Origin of the sequence: Pedobacter sp. ASV12 (assembly GCF_016429155.1) — a bacterium.
Taxonomy (GTDB): domain Bacteria; phylum Bacteroidota; class Bacteroidia; order Sphingobacteriales; family Sphingobacteriaceae; genus Pedobacter.
In genome coordinates this window covers 1-17,882 of record NZ_JAELUC010000081.1, presented here as the reverse complement: position 1 = coordinate 17,882, position 17,882 = coordinate 1, and the positions used below count along the sequence as shown (strand labels likewise).

Below are 17,882 nucleotides of genomic sequence, written 5' to 3'. Positions count from 1 at the left end.
CAGCGTCAGATGTGTATAAGAGACAGCAACCAGTTCTTCGATATATTCATAATCAAACTCCTTTTCTTCTATTAAATTTTCATTACCTAGCAGTTCAAAAAACATCTCTTCGCCGGTTTCGGGCCAAAAAACCAATAGATCGTTAAAATCAGAAAACGATTGAGAATTGATGACGAAAAGTTGGTCTTGGCCAAAAGCGGCATGAGCTATATCCTTGTGCTTAAATGTCTTTTGGATCTGCTGTCTACCATCAAACCCATAACGCTCAAAACTAAACTCATCGAAATTACGACCGTCGCTAATCAGATTGGAGTTGTGATAGCTATAGCTGAACACCCGGCCAAATAAAACAACTTCTTCTTTTTCATAATCGACCTTGAAAAAATGGAGCATTTCCAGCTCTCTAAATTTTCTGGTCACACCATTATTCGTCTCATGAAATTGTTTTTCGGGTGCGTAATTGGGATAACTATGGGGAAAGCCCGACCGGTATAAAGGAAAATATTCGATTATCATTTTCGAAAACGATAAATCCAGGGCAAATTCGTTCGCTAGCTGCTCATCTTGCGTATCAATGATGGTTAAGTAATAATAGCCGTCCTTTTTATAATGAAGCAAAGCCAGCTTATGCCTTGCCGAACAATAATCCAATCGGACGATGTGGTATTGTTGCCCGAAAACGTCAACATGACCGCCACCTATGTAAATCGGTAATGCTGCAACTTTCTCTTCAGGTTCTTCGATAAGGTCATGATTATCTTTATTAGATTGGAGGAAATACTCCAAATCACTTTCTCTTTTTGGTTTCATCAGCCATTTAACAATCCCAACTATGATTAAAACGATGACGGCTATGCTTGCGCCCATGCTATTTAAGCTTTTTAATTAAACATTAACAAATTAATCAAACTTAAGTCAATTTATAACAAAAGGATTCCAGCTTTCAAGTTTTTGTTATGTTCTTCAGAATGTCTTCATATTTTAAACCTAAATTTATTGGATATGAAGGCAACCTCCCAAACAATTACACCCAAATACTCGTCCAAAACGCGTTTTTGGCACTGGGCTAATACATTGGTCATTTCCGGATCGCTATTAACCGTATTGGTCAATGCTACCTTGTTCGATGGCGGTTCGAGCAGCAGTTTCATTCAAAAAGAGCTGGCCAATGCTGGTGCCAACGTTTCGCAACAACAAGCCAGGTCGGTAGCGCACGGCCTCGAAGACCAGGTTTGGGATGTACATAGCTATTTTGGCTACGCCTTGGCCGCGCTGTTCCTTTTTCGGATTATTGCAGAAATAGCTTCCAAAAAGGATTACAGCTTTATTCAGAATTTTAAGCTCACCTTAAAACGCTACCTGTCTAACCAAGCTGTTAAAAGCCAGGCTAGGTATGAATTGGGCATCAAATCGCTCTATGTTCTCTTTTATGTACTGCTATTCGTTATGGTGGCCACGGGTCTCACCATCGCCTTTAAAGCCGAACTTGGCCTTGACAAATCCTTTAGTCATTCGCTAAAAGAAATCCACGGGTTTTGCATGTACCCTATCCTCGGCTTTATCGCTTTGCATGTTGGCGGGGTTTATTTGGCCGAAAACAAGGATAAAAAGGGAATTGTTTCTGATATGATTAACGGAGGGCTCAAAAACTGAATATGACGACCAATCACCACGAAACGCACCTCAAAAGCTCCGACTTCATTACTGATGTAGTGATTGGGATGAGCGATGGGTTAACAGTACCTTTTGCATTGGCGGCCGGCCTGAGCGGCGCGGTAAGCAGCAATGCGATTGTGATTACGGCAGGCATCGCCGAAATTGTGGCTGGTTGCATTGCCATGGGACTGGGTGGGTATCTGGCCGGAAAAACCGAACAGGAGCACTACGAAAGCGAGCTGCAAAGAGAATACGATGAGGTAGCGCATGTACCCGAAAAAGAAAAACAAGAAATAAAGGACATTTTCGCCGCTTATGGCATCAGCGAAAGCGGGCAGGAACTGTTGGCCAATGAACTGTCGCGCGACAAGGATAAATGGGTCGATTTTATGATGAAATTTGAACTGGGACTGGAAAAACCGAATGCCAACCGGGCCCGAAATTCGGCGCTTACCATCGGTACGGCTTATTTTATAGGTGGCCTATTGCCCCTATCGGCTTATTTTTTTACGGCTACACCGGCCAACGGATTGATAGTTTCGGCCTTGTTCACTACCATCTGTCTTTTTGTTTTTGGCTATTTCAAAAGCAAAATTACAGGCCAACGCCCTATTGCCGGCGCACTCAAGGTAACCTTAATCGGCTTGCTTGCCGCCGCCGCCGCCTTTGGCATTGCCAAATTGGTGGCATGATTAATAATAAACTACAATAAAAACGTTAAATACACCATATGAAAAATCTTTTGCTGATTGCCTGCTACCTCCTAATCACTTCATTTACGGCTTGGGAGCCTAATTTCGAAAATGCCAAGAAAACGGCCAAACAAGACCATAAACTTATTTTGCTCAACTTTTCGGGTTCCGATTGGTGCGGCCCCTGCATACGCATGCACAAGGAGATTTTTGGGGATGCTGCATTTTTGGAAATGGCCGGAAAAAATCTAGTCATGGTTAATGCGGATTTTCCCCGAAGCAAAAAAAACCAACTGGCACCCAATGTCAAGAAACAAAACGAAATATTGGCCGACAGCTACAACGCCTCCGGAAAATTTCCTTATACCGTTTTGCTCAATGCCGACGGCAAAGTAATCAAAGCTTGGGATGGGTTGCCCGATGAAAATGCCCAGGCTTTCGCCAACGAAGTAAAACAGCTCTGCGATGCCAACAGATAGCGCCATTACGACACTCCAGGCCTTTAAAAAGGCGGAAAAACTGATGGGCAACCGCTTCGAGATTACGGTAGTTGGGCCAGATCAGGCATGGGCCGAAGCCAAAATCGAGTTTGCCATAGCCGAAATCAGGAGAATCGAACGCTTGCTTACAACCTTTGATGAACAGAGCCAAACCAACCAAATCAACGCACTGGCTGGTATTGCCCCAGTAAAAGTAAACCGGGAGGTTTTCGACTTGGTACAACGTGCTCTGCGGATTTCGACAATTACGGATGGAGCTTTCGACATTACCTACGGTTCGATAGACAAAAGGCTTTGGAATTTCGACCGGCAAATGACGGCCTTACCCGACGAAAGTACGGCCCGAAGCCTGGTTAGGCTCATCAATTATAAAAATGTCATTTTAAACGAAGCCGACTGCAGCATCATGCTCAGAGAAAAAGGCATGCGCATTGGGTTTGGGGGTATTGGCAAGGGCTACGCCGCCGAAATGGCCAAGGCTTTGCTACTTAAAGAAGGCGTAAAAAGCGGCATCGTTAATGCATCGGGCGATTTGACTACCTGGGGCAACCAAGCCAACGGCAGTCCCTGGACCATTGGCATTGCCAATCCCGACCACCGAGAACTGCCCTTTTCATACCTCAATGTGACCGATATGGCCGTGGCTACCTCTGGCAACTACGAAAAGTTTGTTCAGATCAACGGCAAAAAATATTCGCACACCATCAATCCCAAAACCGGACTGCCGGTTACGGGCATCAAAAGCGTTACCATCATCAGCCCGAATGCAGAAATTGCCGATGCCATGGCCACACCAGTAACCATTATGGGTATTGTGGCAGGACTGAACCTGATCAACCAGATCAAACATTTGGCTTGTATCATTATTGACGACGACAATCGGATTTACACCACAAAAAACATCAATATACAATGAGAAGAAGGAATATTAAAAATGGACTTGTCCCCGCCATGATAGCGGTTGCGGTACTGCTCGTTTCTTCCTGCACTACGGTAAAGGAATACCAAAAAAACAAGCTCAACGATGCAGAAATGGCTTTGGCTAACCGCAAGGTGGAAAAAACAGAATTGAGTTTTCAGGGCTATCGAGAAGGATCTTCAGGAGCCAATGCCGGCAAAAGTGGCGGTGGCTGTGGCTGTAATTAACCAAGAAACAAGATGAAAAAGATATTTTTAACCGCTGCCATGGCTTTTGCGCTGTTGCACACCCAGGCACAAACAGCTACTCCTAAAGAAAACACGGGTTTTGAGAGCCGGAAGCTAAAACTCGACGAAATTAACCTGGTATCGAGCTATTATACACAAAACGGCAATAACGCTGCCGTAACCGGGGGCATCGGATCGCAAAAACTGAATGATATTGCCAATGTGTTCGATGTAAAGCTGAGCAAGTACGATTCGAAATCGAGAAAGCATACCTTTGGACTGGAAGTGGGCATAGACCATTATACTTCGGCCTCGTCTGACATGATAGACCTACATGCCAATTCATCGGCTTCGCATGCCGACACGCGCATCTATCCTTCGCTAAGCTGGAGCATGGAGAACGAGAAAAAGGGAACCACCTGGGCGCTGGGCTTATCTTCCTCGAGCGAGTTCGACTACCAGTCGTTTGGTGGCAATGTGAGCTTTTCGGCCAAAACAAAAGACAGAAGCGGCGAGTTTACCGCTAAATTGCAGACTTACCTGGATCAGGTTAAGCTGGTACAGCCTATCGAATTGCGAACGGGGGGACTCACGGGGCATGGCGAGAACTATGGCTCGGCCGCCAGAAATACCTTTGCGGGTTCGCTCTCCTATTCGCAGATCATCAATCAAAACCTGCAGATCATGTTCCTGGCCGATTTGGTCCAGCAGAACGGCTACCTGAGCCTGCCTTTTCACCGGGTATATTTTAATGATGGCAGCGTACACCAGGAGAATCTGCCCGATAGCAGGTTGAAAATTCCGCTGGGTTTTAGAGCCAACTACTTTTTGGGCGATCGTTTCATCATCAGGACCTATTATCGTTTCTATACCGATAACTGGGGCGTAAATTCGCATACCGCCGACATCGAAGTACCCATCAAGGTGACGCCTTTCTTCTCGATCAGTCCGTTTTACCGTTATTATACCCAAAGCGCGGCCAAGTATTTTGCGCCTTACCAAGTACATACCGCAGCCGACCAATATTACAACAGCAATTACGACCTGGCTAAGTTCAACAGCAATTTTTATGGAGCCGGCATCCGCTTTGCACCGCCAAAAGGCGTATTTGGCTTACAACACCTGAGCATGCTGGAGTTGCGTTATGGCCATTATACCAAAAACATCAACATGAATTCTGATATTGTTTCGTTGAATATCAAGTATAAATAAGGCTTCGATTGTCCTGAAACAAAACCTCTAAACGTAAATGTTTGGAGGTTTTGCTTTTAATCCAGATTTTCTCACCTCGAACAAAAAAGTCTCTCTGCTTTCGCAAAGAGTTTTTTTTATTATAGGAGCGGATAATTGCGATCGTTAACAAATCACTTAAAGAGAAAATAAGCGCACTTCAATAACCAGGAACAGCTATTCACTTATTGCATATTAAAATTACATTGGTTTTTTTGTATTTTTAATGCTAAAGCCAATTCAAATTGAATCCACCTAAAGTCCATTTTCATTTTGCCACTTATCTCACTTTTTTATGGTTTGCTTTGCCGCTACTGGCTCAAGGACAGGTAAGCCATTTAGCCGATTCGCTTTTAAAAAAACTTGAAAAGCCAAATCTGCTTGATACAGCGAAAGTGAATACTCTAATTAAGCTGGGCAGTGCCTACTACGGTACCGATCCAAAAAAAATGTTGGATTATGCTCAGCAGGCAACCTCGTTAGCAGAAAAAGCAGGTTATGAAAAAGGGCTTGCGCAGGCGTACCGTCAATTGGGCATTGCCCAGTACACTATGGGTAATTTTCAAGCCGCTGAAAAAAGCTTTGCCAATTCGCTGCTGGTCAACCAAAAGATCAAAGATCAAAAGGGCATCGCAGCCTGCCTATCCAATTTGGGCAGCGTAAACATGGTGAGGAACAATTATCCCGTAGCCTTAGACTATTATCAAAAAGCCATCCGCATTGCAGATGAACTAGACGACCAACTCTCCAAAGGTATCAGCTATGGAAACATGGGGGTAATTTACAGCGAATTGCAAGATTATGACATGGCCCTTAAACACTTTCAGGGTGGTTTGGCCATACACCAGAAGATAAACTATGCCATCGGTATTGCTACCGGACTGGGCAATGTGGGTAATGTGTATTTCAAACAGAAAAATTTTGCCAAAGCACTCGACTTTTACCAACAGGCTTTGGCCAAGAACGTAAAGCTAGGTTCAAAGTTTAATATCGCAAGAGAATACGGCAACATAGCCAACACGCAAACCGAATTGAAGAGCTATGAGGATGCCTTTGAAAATTATGCAAAGGCTTTGGAGATTAACGAAGAACTGAAGAATAAAAAGGGGGTCGCCGTAAATTTGCAGGGCATAGCCAATTACTATTTCCTGACACAACAGTACCAAAAGGCGATTAGCTTTGCCCTGAGAGCAAACAGCCAGTCGGAGGAAATCAATATCTTCGATGTACAGAAAGAAAGTTTCAATACCCTGTCAGACAGTTACGAAAAGCTAAACAGGGCCGACAGCGCCTATTATTACTACAAAAAATTTGTGGCTGTTAAAGAAAAAATCGAGGGTGACGCCAACCGCAAGCAGGTAACCCGCTTGGAACTGAAATATGAATTCGATACCAAAGAAGAAAAATATAAAACAGCGCAGCTTTTGGCCAACGAAAGGCTGAACCAACAGCAGTTGATGTTGTCGCTTAACCAAACCAAGCTGATGGCCAGCAACAAAGAGCGCGATTTGGTAAGGCTCAACTATCTTAAAACGCAGGCGGAACTCCAAAACCAAAAATTACAGAAAAAATCGCAAGACAAACAGCTGGCATTGGTTCAAAAAGAAAAAGCCATACAAGAGCAACTCGCAATATCATTGTCCCAAGACCAGAAGCTGAAGGAGTTGCACATCAAGCAATTATGGCTGTATGGCATTATTGCCATTATTGGCGTTGTGTCGGTGCTTAGTTTCATCATTCACCGGCTTCGCATCATTTCGCTAAAAACCAAAAGTCAGCTGGGCCAGCAAAAGGCTGATCAGCTTCAGGCCGAAATGCAGATGAAAAGCGACCTCAAGGAAGCTGAAATGCAGACCCTGCGTTCGCAGATGAACCCACACTTTATCTTCAATACACTTAATTCAATCAATAGTTACATCATTCAAAGCAAGAGCGAAGCGGCTAGCGGTTACCTCACCACTTTCTCCAAACTGATGCGCAACGTACTGGAGCTTTCCAGAAGCAAGACGATCACGCTTAAGGCCGAACTGCAAACCCTTGAGCTCTACCTACAATTAGAAGCACTCCGTTTAGAACATAAGTTTTCATACACCATAGCCGTGGCTGATGAGGTGGAAGTGGAACTGCTCAAAATCCCACCGCTCATCATCCAGCCCTTTGTAGAAAATGCCATTTGGCATGGGTTGCACAACAAAGCCGAGAACGGCCACTTGCTTATCGATATCACGGAAGTTGAAAATAATCGGCTGAAAATAATTATTGAAGATAATGGCGTAGGGCGATTGGCTTCCTCTAAACTTAAAAAGGGACAAACCAACCATAAATCTTACGGAATAGATATCACCATCAACCGGATCAAGATGCTGGACGAAGGAAACGAAGTCAGAATTATAGATTTATACCAACAAGAAAAAGCTACTGGAACCAGAATAGAAATCTTTTTAAACACCTGATTATAATGATCAAAGCTATTATTATTGATGATGAAAAGCATTGCATTGTAACGCTTACGCACTTGTTGAAGAGCTTTGCCGACGTACAGCTGGTGGCCAGTACGCAAGACAGCACGCAAGCGGCTTCGCTCATTGCCAAACACAAGCCTCAATTGGTGTTTTTGGATATTGAAATGCCCCAAATGAACGGTTTCGAGGTCATCAATCAATTTCCTTCTCCCAATTTCAAGGTCGTATTTACTACCGCCTATAACCAGTATGCGCTACAGGCCTTGCGCCTAAACGCATTGGATTACCTGCTCAAGCCCATTGACAGACAAGGAATTGAGGAAGCCTTGGACAAGTTCAACAAACAAGAACTGAGCATTAGCAAGGACCAGGTAAAAAACCTGCATCTGTTTACCAATGGCAAAATGCAAGATACCATTGCCCTATCTACCACCCAGGGTTTATTGTTTGTTAAAATTGAGGATATGATGTACCTGGAAGCCGATAGCTGCTATACCCATATCGTGATGAACGACAAGAGCAGGCACCTGGCTAGCAAAACCATGGCAACCTTTGAGGAAGTGCTGATCGACAACCCCTTGTTTTTCAGGGCACATAAGTCGAGCATAGTGAACTTGAAATACATCAAGCAATACATCAGGGGTGAAGGCGGAGACCTCATTATGCAGGATGGCAAAGCCATTGCCTTGAGCCGCAACCGCAAGCAGGATTTTCTGGGATTGTTTAAAAAAGTTTAAATGGCGATCCGCAATCGCAAATCAATTGGCCTTATTGCACTTGTTGCGGGCCTTGCCATAATCCTGTTCTGGGGTGCAAACCTCTATAAAATCTGCTCGCTCCCTTTTACGGGCATAAGTACCGATGCAGAAGTAATTGGCTATAAAATAAGCAGCAATGGCGCACGTAAGGTACAAAAGCCTTCATCTACCAAAAGTTTTGCTTCGGGACGCAGTCCATTTTTTAGTTTTGTTACGGCTGGAGGCGATACGGTGGTTACCTATAGCAATGCGCCACAGATTTTTGTGCTGTTCAACTACGACATTGGCGACCATATTACCGTTGCCTATCCTTCCAAAGCGCCCCATCAAGCGGTAATCGTAAATTGGAGAGAATTTCCAGGGCTCCTCTTGATGATTGCTTTCGGACTGCTGATCCTTATTATTTCAAAAAGTTATTTATCGAAAAGCCATCAGTAAACCGACTCTACGAGAAAACGTCTTCCTTTCAATGAGCTTTCAAAATTACGCATTTCAATAAGCCGTTCATGTCGTTGGCTTAACGCAATAAAAACAAATCCTTATTCTGTTCATCTTGCAGCCAGTAACAACTGTTAGTTTATGAGCAGATTCTTATCACTTGTCTTTTTGGCGTTTTTTACCGTGTCTTGCAATACGCCTTACTACAGCAGTGTTAACAACATGGCTGGACAGCCAGCAACTTTAACATTAAGCAACGGGCAAATTCTGTCGGGAAAAATCAGAGTAAATTCATTTGATAGCTACAGCTCCATCAGCGGTATTGCTTTTGCTGAAGGCGTAAGCAAATCGTACCAAACATACGGATTGAATGACATCCGTTTCCTGTTTGTAAACGGCAGCAATTACAGTGTGAAAAACCTGAAAGGGAATGAAATGTGGGGAGGCAATGCCCTGCGTTTTGTAAAGGAGCTTACGCCCATGAATGGCAGCTTACAGCTGTTCGAAAATGAAGTACTGAGTAAAAGTACCGATGGCACGCTACACAGGGAGCAACAGCTTTTTGTACAATTACCGAGCAATAACTTGGATGTCTACAATGCGCAGAGCGACAAGTTCATTCCCAACTTCGATGTAAAGGTACCGGCCATGCTGGCCGCCTGCCCATCGCTATGTGAAAAAATCAGCAATAAAAACAAAGACTTCTTCTATGCTTTTGTAAACCAGGGCGAAACACGCCGTAAGCAGGTATGGATGAACATCGTTAATGCCTACAACCAATGCCAATAGCTTTTGTTATGAAAAAACTCTTCAAATCACCCTACTTCATTGTTTTGTTGATCACGTCACTTGTTTCGTGCAAGAAAACAGCAACCATCATTCCTAGCCCTGCACCGCAGCCAACGCCTGTTTTAAGCGAGGCCAAACAACTTACCGCTTATGGCTTTAGCAAGAACGACAATCCAACCCTAAGTACCGATGTGGCTGCTACAATTGATGAAACCAACAAGACCATCAAGGCCACCCTACCCTATGGCACCGACCTAAGTGCTTTAAGGGCCAATTTCACAATTGCTGCCAAGGCCACGTTAAAGATCGGAAGCGTCGTGCAGGTCAGTGGCACCACCGCTAATAACTTTGGGCAAGCCCTTACGCTTACCGTTATCGCCGAAAACGGCACCACGCAGAACTATACCGCAACCATCGGACTTGCCCAGCCACCGGCAGGAGGCAGTGATATAGTGATTAAAAGAGAAGAGTTTGCGGCCGGCCCACCGGTACAAACTGTGCCGATTTTAACAGCAGATTATACCTACAACAGTTCAAATTTACTTTCAAGCTATAAAGATAACTATGGCACTTATCTATTTGACTACGATGCCAATGGATTACTGAAAACGCAAATTGTAAAAGACAACAATGGCAACACCAGCAATACGTTTACCTATACCCTAAATGCAGCCAAACAGGTGATTATCATTGCGGGAACATACGGACAGACCCAGGAGAATTTCACCTATGGAAACGCAGGCGAGCTGACCAAATATACCAAAAGCTATTATGGCGTAGTAAAAGACACCTATGAATTTACCAACGATAGCAAAGGGCGTGTCAAAACGGCAAAATACACCAACTCCAATGATGCGGCAGGGACCTATACCCTTTACAGCTATGAGTATTATGATGCCATTTACGATCCCGACCCCATGATCGGTGTGTTCATCAGACCGGGCGTTCTCTATGGCATCGAGCCGTCTACCCGTAAAGCTTATGCCCTTAAAGGCTATAGCTCTCAAAAATACGACAATAACGGCGCAATAGGAAGCCAAACGGTGAGAGCCTATGCTTATACCACTAACGCCAATGGCTACATTACCAGTTTACCCGATGGTTATGGAGGAGCTCTTTATAAATACACTTTTAAATAACATTTAAATTCAATACAATGAAAAAATTATTCTACAGCATTGTAGTTTGCCTAGCAACAATGGCTACGGCCCAAGCCCAAACTACGCCCGTTCAACCCAAATCTACAACGCCAAAAACGGTAGATAAAGACGTAAAGAAACTAGAAAAGAAAACTTCAAAAGCGGAGACGTTGATGGAGAGAGAACAAGAAGAAAAGAAAACTGAAGAGCAGGCCAAGCCTAACCCCATGAAATCGAAAAGCACTGAAAAGGCAATAAACCCGCAGCCTTTCCAGCCGGCTGGAGCCCCTTCAAAAAAAGTTCAGAACAGCAAGGTTAAAAATTAGAAATATGAAAATGATGTCAAAATTATTAAAAGTACGTAGTCTCGTGCTGTTATCGGCCCTGTTTTGTACAATTTCGGCCTGTAAAAAAAAAGACGACCAACCTACTAAAACAAATTATCCTGAAGAAAATCCACTCAGTGCTTTTTTGGCGACAACAGGATTAAACCAAAATAATATCTCCTTCACCAATCCCACCTCTTTTGAAATGGGCTTTGGCTTTAAACCCAAGGTAAAAGGCATAATCAAAGGCATCACCGTGAAACTCCCTTATGCAAACAGCGCTCTGAAGGTAACCATTTGGGATAAGGCAACTTCAAATGTCATAAAAACTGTTTTTGTAAATGTTCCCAATCCCGATCAGGAAATAAGCGTGGCCATTGCCGATTTAGAAGTTGCCAAAAACACTGAATATGTCATTTCCATCAATTCCAACAAATTTTATAACCATAGGCGTACGGACAATGCTACCATTCCCTATCCCATTGATGCCGGAAACATAAGTATTACGGGTTCCTACACCAGTAGCACAAGCCCGGTAAGCATACCTGCAAATGCCCGTACAACCGAATTTACCGGCGATTACAGCTTTATTTTTAAACAGACCGAATAGGTCTCAAATCTTTGCAAGGATGAAAAATACCATAAAATGCATAGCCCTGATCATGTTGCTTGCAACTACAAGAGGCTACACACAAGCGGATGTCCGCAAGAAAGCGAGCACAGAAATTACAGCTGTCATGCGCAAAAAGGCCGATGCTATTGGCATGCGTCCCATGTACGACAATGCACAGGAGGCAGACAACGGTTACATTTATTCCAAAAAAATGGACCTTGACCAGTTCAATACAGATGCCATTTACATGAGCAAAGCAAAAAATACACCCTTCGCGGTTTATGGTGCCATTGCATTAAAATATAGTGAGTTGGGTGCCATCCGATCTGAAATTGGCTATCCACAAATGGACGAGGTCAAAATGAAAGACGGTGCCTATCAGTTTTTTGAACGGGGCGCCATCTACTGGAGCCCAAAAACCGGAGCTCACCTTGTTTTGGGCGATGTATTGCAACGCTATATGAACGAAAAGTATGCCAATGGCTTTTTAGGATTCCCTACCGAAGATCTTAAAATTACACCCGATGGCAAAGCCGCCTACTGTTATTTTGAGGGTGGCTGCATCTACAACAATAAAAAATACGGTGCGTTTGTAGTGGCTGGCCATATTTTGCGGAAGTGGGGTGAAGAACGTTACGAACGTGGTTTCTTGGGCTATCCCATTGCTGAGGCCAAAGCAGCCAAGTTGGGCAGCAAATCAAACGAAATTACCCATTGGAGCCAGGAGTTTGAGGGCGGAATGCTGGTGGCTAACACCGATGGTTCGCAGGTACAACTGGTACCCGGCATGAACATGCAAAATGCCAAAGATTTCCCGGGCATTTATGCTACCTACCGGGCCTTGGGTGGTGTGAACAGTTGGTTGGGTTATCCTACAGAAAAAGCCATGCATGGCAGCGGCGTTTGGTTGCAACAGTTTATGAGGGGTTACATTTACCGTAAAGACAACGATGCCATCGGCTACACCATTCGCAAAGGCCCAATCTGGAACGAGTTTGCCAAAAGAGGCTGGGAAAAAGGTTGCGGATACCCAACTGATAACGAAATGGTGAAAGGAAACACGACCTATCAGGTATTTAGCAAAGGAACCATTTATTATTTGGGCGATGTAAACCAAACGCTCTGGAAAGAGGGCGACAATGGGCAATGGTACCTCGACGGGAAAGGCAATGGCAAAGGTGCCATATCAACTTATTAAAAACAAAAAAATGAATAAAAATACAATGCTTCTTTTGGCAGCTATGGCGATAGCCCATGGTGCCCTTGCACAGAATAAAATTGATGCAAATTATAAAAAGCCAGCACTGGGCAATAAAACAAGTACCATTGCCGCTAAAATTCCATTTAACAAAGATTTGATGATCAAGGTTTATGGCAAAAGCGAATCAGACAAAGTACTTGACAAATGCCAGGCAGAATACGATGCCTTCGACCAAAGTGGCGATGAGGTCTGGATCTATTCCGACGAATTTTTCAACGGCGAAAAGAAGATCCTGAAAATTGGCGATTATACCCTTTTGGGCAGCGCTACGACCAAAGAATTAGGCACCAACTGGAACGATAAGATCAGCAGTATGCTCATTCCGCTTTCGCTAAAAGTCACTGTCTTTATAGATGATAAATTTAAGGGACTATCCACTTCCACCTCGGGCTATGGCGTTATCAGTATGGAAACCGGGGCTCTGGGTTTCAAGGGCGATTACTACACGTTCAAGTCGGGTGGCAAATACAGTAAGGGCGGATTATACTTTGTCAGCGGCCAAACAGGTGCCGAATGGATCCTTGCCAACGACAATATATCCAGTGTCAAAATCTACCCATAAATTGATGCTTAAAGTATTGTTCTTAGCGGTCTTACTTTCGCTGTCAGGCTCGGTAGAAGCCCAATCTACCAGCTGGAAAAAATATGGCATGGAGAATACCCAGCTTTATTTTTTCAGGTTGCCTGTTGGTATTGACAACCATGCTCTGCAGGTTCATGTAATAAGTGCTACAAATCAAAAATTGCCCAAACGAATGTATTTTGATGGACAACAAATCATACAACAAAACAGGTTTGTATACATGGATAGGTCAACCAACATCTTTTACGGACAAAAACTGCCCTTTTACCTGCCCGCTAACGTTTGGGTATTCGCTTTCAATTATTCGGATGGCTTTTTATTGGTAGATGACAATATTAAAATCAAGATCACTTCGCAGGACAAGAGCACAACGGAAAAGTGGCAACTGCCAGAAATCTTTGACATGCGGAACGATTTGGCACTTTCTTTCAGGCAATATGCTTCTTTATCGCCAACCGAGCTATCGAGCAGATACATCTCCATTTTATCGCTGCAACCAAAAGCAGGAGACCCTTTGCCCGATACGACCTTGGTTTACAGCCTTAAAAAGATGCCTGCAGGAATAAAAATGATCTGCACCAATCTAAATACCCAAAGCCATGCTACCCAGGAATTTGAGATTAATGGCGCTTTACGCTATCGAAATGAGCTGTTCTTTTATGTGCCCATACCGGCAGCAACCAAACCTGTAGCAAAACATCCCGACCAATGTAATGGTAAAATGACCGATATAGCAGGTAACATTGGCTTTGCCAGTGGCTGTATCACCGGCAACGGAAGTGGAAAATGTGCGGGCATTTTACAGCATAAAGCCACAAAAAAATACAAAGTGACCATCATTATTGAGGCCTAAAACAAAGTTGGAGTTTCTTCCTTGGCCAGGAACGCAACAGATGACCCACATCGCTACATGACGGCTTTTTACGACATTAATTGCCTCTGGCTACTCCGCAAAATTTCATTATCTTAGATTAATGAAAGGCATTAGCTACGAGGGAATTAAGAGATAAGAAGTAATGTTGTAGTCATTTAACTGTATAGTGATGTTTCTAAAAGAGATTAGGCCGAGCTTGCCAGTGTCTGAATTTGTCAGGCTTTACCGCATCATCGATTTCACGTTTCCCAACGATGAGCCAATTCCTCCAAAATTATACACCCCCCGCCCAGAACATTGCCTACAGTTTTTTCTGACACCGACCGTGATCGATGTGCTTGGAAAGCACATCAGCATTAAACCAAAAAATGCATTATTGGCCGGACAACATACTTTCGTGAACAATAGAACCGTGTACAAGAATTTTCTGTCGCTGCAAATCGTGTTTATGCCTGGCGCGTTATATCGTTTGCTTGGCATTGCTGCAGATGAACTAACAGACAGGTTTATAGAAGCCGGAGATGTTATAGGGCCAGCAATTGAAGAAATAACCGAACGCCTTTACCAGGCCGCCAGCCATCAGGACATGATTGCTATCGCCGAAGAATTCGTTAAAGGATTGGCCTGTACTACGAAAAAGGATAGCAGAGCCATTGATTTGGTTGCCCAGCAAATGCTAAGGCTAAATTGTTCGTTGGACCATTATGTATCGGCCGCTTTTCTTTGCCATCGGCAGTTCGATCGGCAGTTTATCAGAAGAATAGGGATTACGCCCAAGGAATATTTGAAGATAGTACGGTTTGACCAGGCCTTTAGGATGAAAAATGCTACGCCGCAAATGAGCTGGTTTAACATTGCCATTGCCTGTGGATACTATGATTACCAGCACCTCAGCAAAGATTACAAGGCATTTACCGGCTATTCGCCATCCCGGTTTTTTGCTATGGACTCACCCGAAAGGCAACTTGGATTTGAGGAGGTTTACTAAAGTCCATTTCTTACCAATAGTTTGGGGCGAAGATTTTACAATTTTAAGCCATCAAATTTTAGAGAATGGAAAGAAAAAAATTTCTAATGCAAAGTTTGGGTGCAGCGATGCTCTTCATGCCCGGAAAATCGGCATTGGCACAGCTTAAATCAACCGATAACCCGTTTAAGGTTCCTGCCGGGAAAGGCCGTTTTGGCGAATCATTCTTATACAAGGGCAAACATCCGAACGATATCAAGATATCCGGAAAAGACACAGATGGGCAACTAGCCATGTTTGAATACATAGGTTACGATAAAATTGGCCCCTCGCTACATGTTCATTTTGACCAAGATGAGGTTTTTTATGTAGCTGAGGGAAAATACCGCTTTGTAGTTGGCAAAGAAACCATTTTGATGGAGGTTGGCGATACTATTTTTCTGCCACGCAACATTCCACATACCTGGATACAGTTAACAGACAGGGGAAAGCTGGTTTATTTTGTACAGCCTGCCGGCAAAGCGGAAGAATTTTTCCGAACGATGAACAACCTAAAACATCAACCCACCAAAGAAGAAATTGATAAGATACACGAAGAATGCGGCATGAAGGTGGTAGGCCCACCGTTAACCTTGTAAAACGGTTTTGCAAATTGCCATGCTTTCGACAGGCAAAAAGTAATTTGCGCAAACCTAGGCGAAGCCCATATTTTATCCTCCAAGCTTCAAAATCCGGCATTTTGTCGGTTATGTGATGATTTCCGAAGCGCAATTTATGCCAGCACCACCCATATGGACTGTGGTAACATGGCTAAGAAATGTCAACTCCTGTACCGTACCAAAAACATGAATTTTATCTCGTTTCAATAAGCCAAGCTAACACTTGGCTTATTGATGTCGATATGATTTAATTCTGTTAATAAATTAGCAGTGAAACTAGCAAACTATAAGTACAGCTGTCTTTAAAATGTGAGCAAGTACCACCCAGCTTAAATAAATTGATAAGATATGGCCAGAATGAAATTTAAAATCCTAACCATCACCCTGATGTTGCTTGCCAATTTTTGTGCAGCACAGCAAAATTGGTTCAACCTTTATACTGATACTGCAGCTGAAATACGCGATGCGAGAGCAATTACCTCCAAATTCATTGCCGATGTCGAAAAGATAAGTCCCTCAACCAAAATAAAGGTTTCAACCATTTTAAACACCACCCCCTATCTGATCTATTATGATGGCTCACAGGAAATAAAAACTGTGAATCTGCCTATTTGGGCACAGGTCATTGAACCTCAGAAACAGTTCTTCTATAAGTTGGGAGGCAGCGAGGATGAAGGAAAGCGGATCTTCGGACTGTTCTTCAACGGGTTTTATTTGTCCCACGAATTGGGACATGCTCTGCAGCACAAGGTTCAAGGAAAACTGCTCTCACCCTATCAAGATGAGTTTTTCGCCAACCGAATCGCCATGTTGTGGTGGCGCAAGCAGGGCAGGTCGAAAGAATTGGAGCAATGTTATCAATATGCCAAAAAGATGTACGCCCAATTGCCCAATCCTGTTCCCGCAGGACAAAGCGTAGAAGAATACTTTGTTAAAAACTATGAAGAAGCGGCCAAAGATCCTTTTGTTTATGGCTACATGCAGTTTGGACAGTTTATCAGTGTCTACGAAGATCAATCGCTGCCCCGTTTTAACGCATTTGTTAAACGGTTTTTGAAACAAAGAACTAAAAAGTAAGATGAAACATCTATTTTTCATATTGATAATCACCCTTTGCGCGCAACTTGCATTGGCCCAAGTGGCCAGACCTGTTGCCTTGCCTCAAAAGTTAGCACAAGAAAATCCGGAGCTTAACAAGTTTAAGCTTTTAAAGCCACAAGGCGAAGCTTGGTTTTACGAAGATGCCAACTACAAGGGGCAGAAGTATATGCTCAAACGTGGTTTATACACCCTTAAAAACCTCGGCATGAAAGCTAATGATTTCTTCTCCTCGGCGATTATCCCCCAGAATTTGAACGTACTGGTTTTTGAGGATGATAATTGTTTGGGAGATAATTATAGTTTACAGAACGATAACGTATATGAACTTCCAAGCCCGTCTACATTCAATTCCAACTTTGAAAAGGTGTTGATCAAGAGTGGAAAAACCACATTAAATCAAGAATTAAGCGGCTATAAAAACATCAATGATAAAATAAGCTCTATTCTTATTTGGTCCGATCAGGATGAAGTTATATTTTATTTCGACTGCAATTACAATGGCACCAAATTATCGGTAGAGCCGGCGAACACCCGTTTCTGTCTCTTATACACATCTGACGCTGCCGACGAACCACGACATGTGTAGATATCGGTGGGGGCCGGATCAGTAAAAAAAGGTGGGGGGGGGGGGGGGGGGGGGGGGGGGGGGGGGGGGGGGGGGGGGGGGGGGGGGGGGGGGGGGGGGGGG

General features: G+C 43.7%; 22 protein-coding genes. 20 read left to right on the top strand and 2 right to left on the bottom strand.

Going from position 1 to position 17,882, the window contains the following annotated elements; all coding sequences use genetic code 11:
* The coding region (locus JHD69_RS16110; protein WP_199141375.1) for a hypothetical protein at window positions 1-867 on the bottom strand (867 nt) is incomplete at its 3' end.
* A gap of 135 nt (window positions 868-1,002) precedes the next feature.
* On the opposite strand from JHD69_RS16110, the gene JHD69_RS16105 reads away from it, so the two are divergent.
* The 20 genes from JHD69_RS16105 (at window position 1,003) to JHD69_RS16010 (ending at window position 17,780) form a co-directional block, all read left to right on the top strand.
* Complete coding sequence (locus JHD69_RS16105; protein ID WP_199141374.1) at window positions 1,003-1,653, top strand: cytochrome b/b6 domain-containing protein; 651 nt, start codon at window positions 1,003-1,005, stop codon at window positions 1,651-1,653.
* A 2-nt stretch (window positions 1,654-1,655) separates the two neighbouring features.
* On the top strand, window positions 1,656-2,348 hold the full coding sequence (locus tag JHD69_RS16100) for a VIT1/CCC1 transporter family protein (protein ID WP_199141373.1): 693 nt from the start codon (window positions 1,656-1,658) through the stop codon (window positions 2,346-2,348).
* A gap of 38 nt (window positions 2,349-2,386) precedes the next feature.
* A complete protein-coding gene (locus JHD69_RS16095) occupies window positions 2,387-2,827 on the top strand; it encodes a thioredoxin family protein (RefSeq protein ID WP_199141372.1) in 441 nt (146 codons plus the stop codon).
* Window positions 2,814-3,764, top strand: a complete 951-nt coding sequence (locus JHD69_RS16090) for an FAD:protein FMN transferase (RefSeq protein ID WP_233165971.1) — start codon at window positions 2,814-2,816, stop codon at window positions 3,762-3,764. Before JHD69_RS16095 ends, JHD69_RS16090 begins: the two co-directional genes overlap by 14 nt.
* The gene (locus JHD69_RS16085) at window positions 3,761-3,994 is read left to right on the top strand and encodes a DUF4266 domain-containing protein (RefSeq protein ID WP_199141371.1); all 234 of its coding nucleotides are present in this window, start codon (window positions 3,761-3,763) and stop codon (window positions 3,992-3,994) included. The genes JHD69_RS16090 and JHD69_RS16085 overlap by 4 nt, the downstream gene beginning before the upstream one ends.
* A gap of 12 nt (window positions 3,995-4,006) precedes the next feature.
* Window positions 4,007-5,206 carry a DUF3570 domain-containing protein gene (locus JHD69_RS16080; protein ID WP_199141370.1) on the top strand — a complete coding sequence of 400 codons (1,200 nt, stop codon included), beginning with the start codon at window positions 4,007-4,009 and terminating at the stop codon, window positions 5,204-5,206.
* A 413-nt stretch (window positions 5,207-5,619) separates the two neighbouring features.
* On the top strand, window positions 5,620-7,677 hold the full coding sequence (locus JHD69_RS16075) for a tetratricopeptide repeat-containing sensor histidine kinase (RefSeq protein WP_199141369.1): 2,058 nt from the start codon (window positions 5,620-5,622) through the stop codon (window positions 7,675-7,677).
* Between the two features lie 5 nt (window positions 7,678-7,682).
* Window positions 7,683-8,423: a LytR/AlgR family response regulator transcription factor gene (locus JHD69_RS16070; RefSeq protein ID WP_199141368.1), complete on the top strand. Its 741-nt coding sequence runs from the start codon at window positions 7,683-7,685 to the stop codon at window positions 8,421-8,423.
* Window positions 8,424-8,882 (top strand): DUF3592 domain-containing protein, encoded by a 459-nt coding sequence (locus tag JHD69_RS16065; protein WP_199141367.1) that lies wholly within the window; start codon window positions 8,424-8,426, stop codon window positions 8,880-8,882.
* Between the two features lie 141 nt (window positions 8,883-9,023).
* Window positions 9,024-9,671 (top strand): hypothetical protein, encoded by a 648-nt coding sequence (locus JHD69_RS16060; protein ID WP_199141366.1) that lies wholly within the window; start codon window positions 9,024-9,026, stop codon window positions 9,669-9,671.
* An 8-nt stretch (window positions 9,672-9,679) separates the two neighbouring features.
* Entirely contained in the window at window positions 9,680-10,810 is a 1,131-nt protein-coding gene (locus JHD69_RS16055) for a hypothetical protein (RefSeq protein WP_199141365.1), read from the top strand.
* Between the two features lie 17 nt (window positions 10,811-10,827).
* Window positions 10,828-11,136 carry a hypothetical protein gene (locus tag JHD69_RS16050; RefSeq protein WP_199141364.1) on the top strand — a complete coding sequence of 103 codons (309 nt, stop codon included), beginning with the start codon at window positions 10,828-10,830 and terminating at the stop codon, window positions 11,134-11,136.
* 13 nt (window positions 11,137-11,149) lie between these two features.
* Window positions 11,150-11,746: a DUF4082 domain-containing protein gene (locus tag JHD69_RS16045; protein ID WP_199141363.1), complete on the top strand. Its 597-nt coding sequence runs from the start codon at window positions 11,150-11,152 to the stop codon at window positions 11,744-11,746.
* A gap of 19 nt (window positions 11,747-11,765) precedes the next feature.
* The gene (locus JHD69_RS16040; RefSeq protein ID WP_199141362.1) at window positions 11,766-12,947 is read left to right on the top strand and encodes an LGFP repeat-containing protein; all 1,182 of its coding nucleotides are present in this window, start codon (window positions 11,766-11,768) and stop codon (window positions 12,945-12,947) included.
* A 10-nt stretch (window positions 12,948-12,957) separates the two neighbouring features.
* The gene (locus JHD69_RS16035; protein WP_199141361.1) at window positions 12,958-13,572 is read left to right on the top strand and encodes a hypothetical protein; all 615 of its coding nucleotides are present in this window, start codon (window positions 12,958-12,960) and stop codon (window positions 13,570-13,572) included.
* A 4-nt stretch (window positions 13,573-13,576) separates the two neighbouring features.
* Window positions 13,577-14,446: a hypothetical protein gene (locus JHD69_RS16030; protein WP_199141360.1), complete on the top strand. Its 870-nt coding sequence runs from the start codon at window positions 13,577-13,579 to the stop codon at window positions 14,444-14,446.
* Window positions 14,447-14,636: 190 nt separating this feature from the next.
* On the top strand, window positions 14,637-15,455 hold the full coding sequence (locus JHD69_RS16025; RefSeq protein WP_199141359.1) for a helix-turn-helix domain-containing protein: 819 nt from the start codon (window positions 14,637-14,639) through the stop codon (window positions 15,453-15,455).
* Window positions 15,456-15,520: 65 nt separating this feature from the next.
* A complete protein-coding gene (locus JHD69_RS16020) occupies window positions 15,521-16,072 on the top strand; it encodes a cupin domain-containing protein (protein WP_199141358.1) in 552 nt (183 codons plus the stop codon).
* 378 nt (window positions 16,073-16,450) lie between these two features.
* Window positions 16,451-17,170 carry a hypothetical protein gene (locus tag JHD69_RS16015; protein WP_199141357.1) on the top strand — a complete coding sequence of 240 codons (720 nt, stop codon included), beginning with the start codon at window positions 16,451-16,453 and terminating at the stop codon, window positions 17,168-17,170.
* A 1-nt stretch (window position 17,171) separates the two neighbouring features.
* The gene (locus JHD69_RS16010; protein WP_199141356.1) at window positions 17,172-17,780 is read left to right on the top strand and encodes a hypothetical protein; all 609 of its coding nucleotides are present in this window, start codon (window positions 17,172-17,174) and stop codon (window positions 17,778-17,780) included.
* On the opposite strand, the gene JHD69_RS16005 is transcribed toward JHD69_RS16010, so the two are convergent.
* Window positions 17,687-17,882 (bottom strand): hypothetical protein (locus JHD69_RS16005; protein WP_199141377.1); only part of this gene is annotated, 196 nt, incomplete at its 5' end. The genes JHD69_RS16010 and JHD69_RS16005 overlap by 94 nt on opposite strands.

Bases quoted from the DNA above. Each gene is read 5' to 3' on its own strand.
- JHD69_RS16105 (WP_199141374.1), top strand. From the start codon at position 1,003: ATGAAGGCAACCTCCCAAACAATTACACCCAAATACTCGTCCAAAACG.
- JHD69_RS16100 (WP_199141373.1), top strand. From the start codon at position 1,656: ATGACGACCAATCACCACGAAACGCACCTCAAAAGCTCCGACTTCATT.
- JHD69_RS16095 (WP_199141372.1), top strand. From the start codon at position 2,387: ATGAAAAATCTTTTGCTGATTGCCTGCTACCTCCTAATCACTTCATTT.
- JHD69_RS16090 (WP_233165971.1), top strand. From the start codon at position 2,814: ATGCCAACAGATAGCGCCATTACGACACTCCAGGCCTTTAAAAAGGCG.
- JHD69_RS16085 (WP_199141371.1), top strand. From the start codon at position 3,761: ATGAGAAGAAGGAATATTAAAAATGGACTTGTCCCCGCCATGATAGCG.
- JHD69_RS16080 (WP_199141370.1), top strand. From the start codon at position 4,007: ATGAAAAAGATATTTTTAACCGCTGCCATGGCTTTTGCGCTGTTGCAC.
- JHD69_RS16070 (WP_199141368.1), top strand. From the start codon at position 7,683: ATGATCAAAGCTATTATTATTGATGATGAAAAGCATTGCATTGTAACG.
- JHD69_RS16065 (WP_199141367.1), top strand. From the start codon at position 8,424: ATGGCGATCCGCAATCGCAAATCAATTGGCCTTATTGCACTTGTTGCG.
- JHD69_RS16060 (WP_199141366.1), top strand. From the start codon at position 9,024: ATGAGCAGATTCTTATCACTTGTCTTTTTGGCGTTTTTTACCGTGTCT.
- JHD69_RS16055 (WP_199141365.1), top strand. From the start codon at position 9,680: ATGAAAAAACTCTTCAAATCACCCTACTTCATTGTTTTGTTGATCACG.
- JHD69_RS16050 (WP_199141364.1), top strand. From the start codon at position 10,828: ATGAAAAAATTATTCTACAGCATTGTAGTTTGCCTAGCAACAATGGCT.
- JHD69_RS16045 (WP_199141363.1), top strand. From the start codon at position 11,150: ATGTCAAAATTATTAAAAGTACGTAGTCTCGTGCTGTTATCGGCCCTG.
- JHD69_RS16040 (WP_199141362.1), top strand. From the start codon at position 11,766: ATGAAAAATACCATAAAATGCATAGCCCTGATCATGTTGCTTGCAACT.
- JHD69_RS16035 (WP_199141361.1), top strand. From the start codon at position 12,958: ATGAATAAAAATACAATGCTTCTTTTGGCAGCTATGGCGATAGCCCAT.
- JHD69_RS16030 (WP_199141360.1), top strand. From the start codon at position 13,577: ATGCTTAAAGTATTGTTCTTAGCGGTCTTACTTTCGCTGTCAGGCTCG.
- JHD69_RS16025 (WP_199141359.1), top strand. From the start codon at position 14,637: ATGTTTCTAAAAGAGATTAGGCCGAGCTTGCCAGTGTCTGAATTTGTC.
- JHD69_RS16020 (WP_199141358.1), top strand. From the start codon at position 15,521: ATGGAAAGAAAAAAATTTCTAATGCAAAGTTTGGGTGCAGCGATGCTC.
- JHD69_RS16015 (WP_199141357.1), top strand. From the start codon at position 16,451: ATGAAATTTAAAATCCTAACCATCACCCTGATGTTGCTTGCCAATTTT.
- JHD69_RS16010 (WP_199141356.1), top strand. From the start codon at position 17,172: ATGAAACATCTATTTTTCATATTGATAATCACCCTTTGCGCGCAACTT.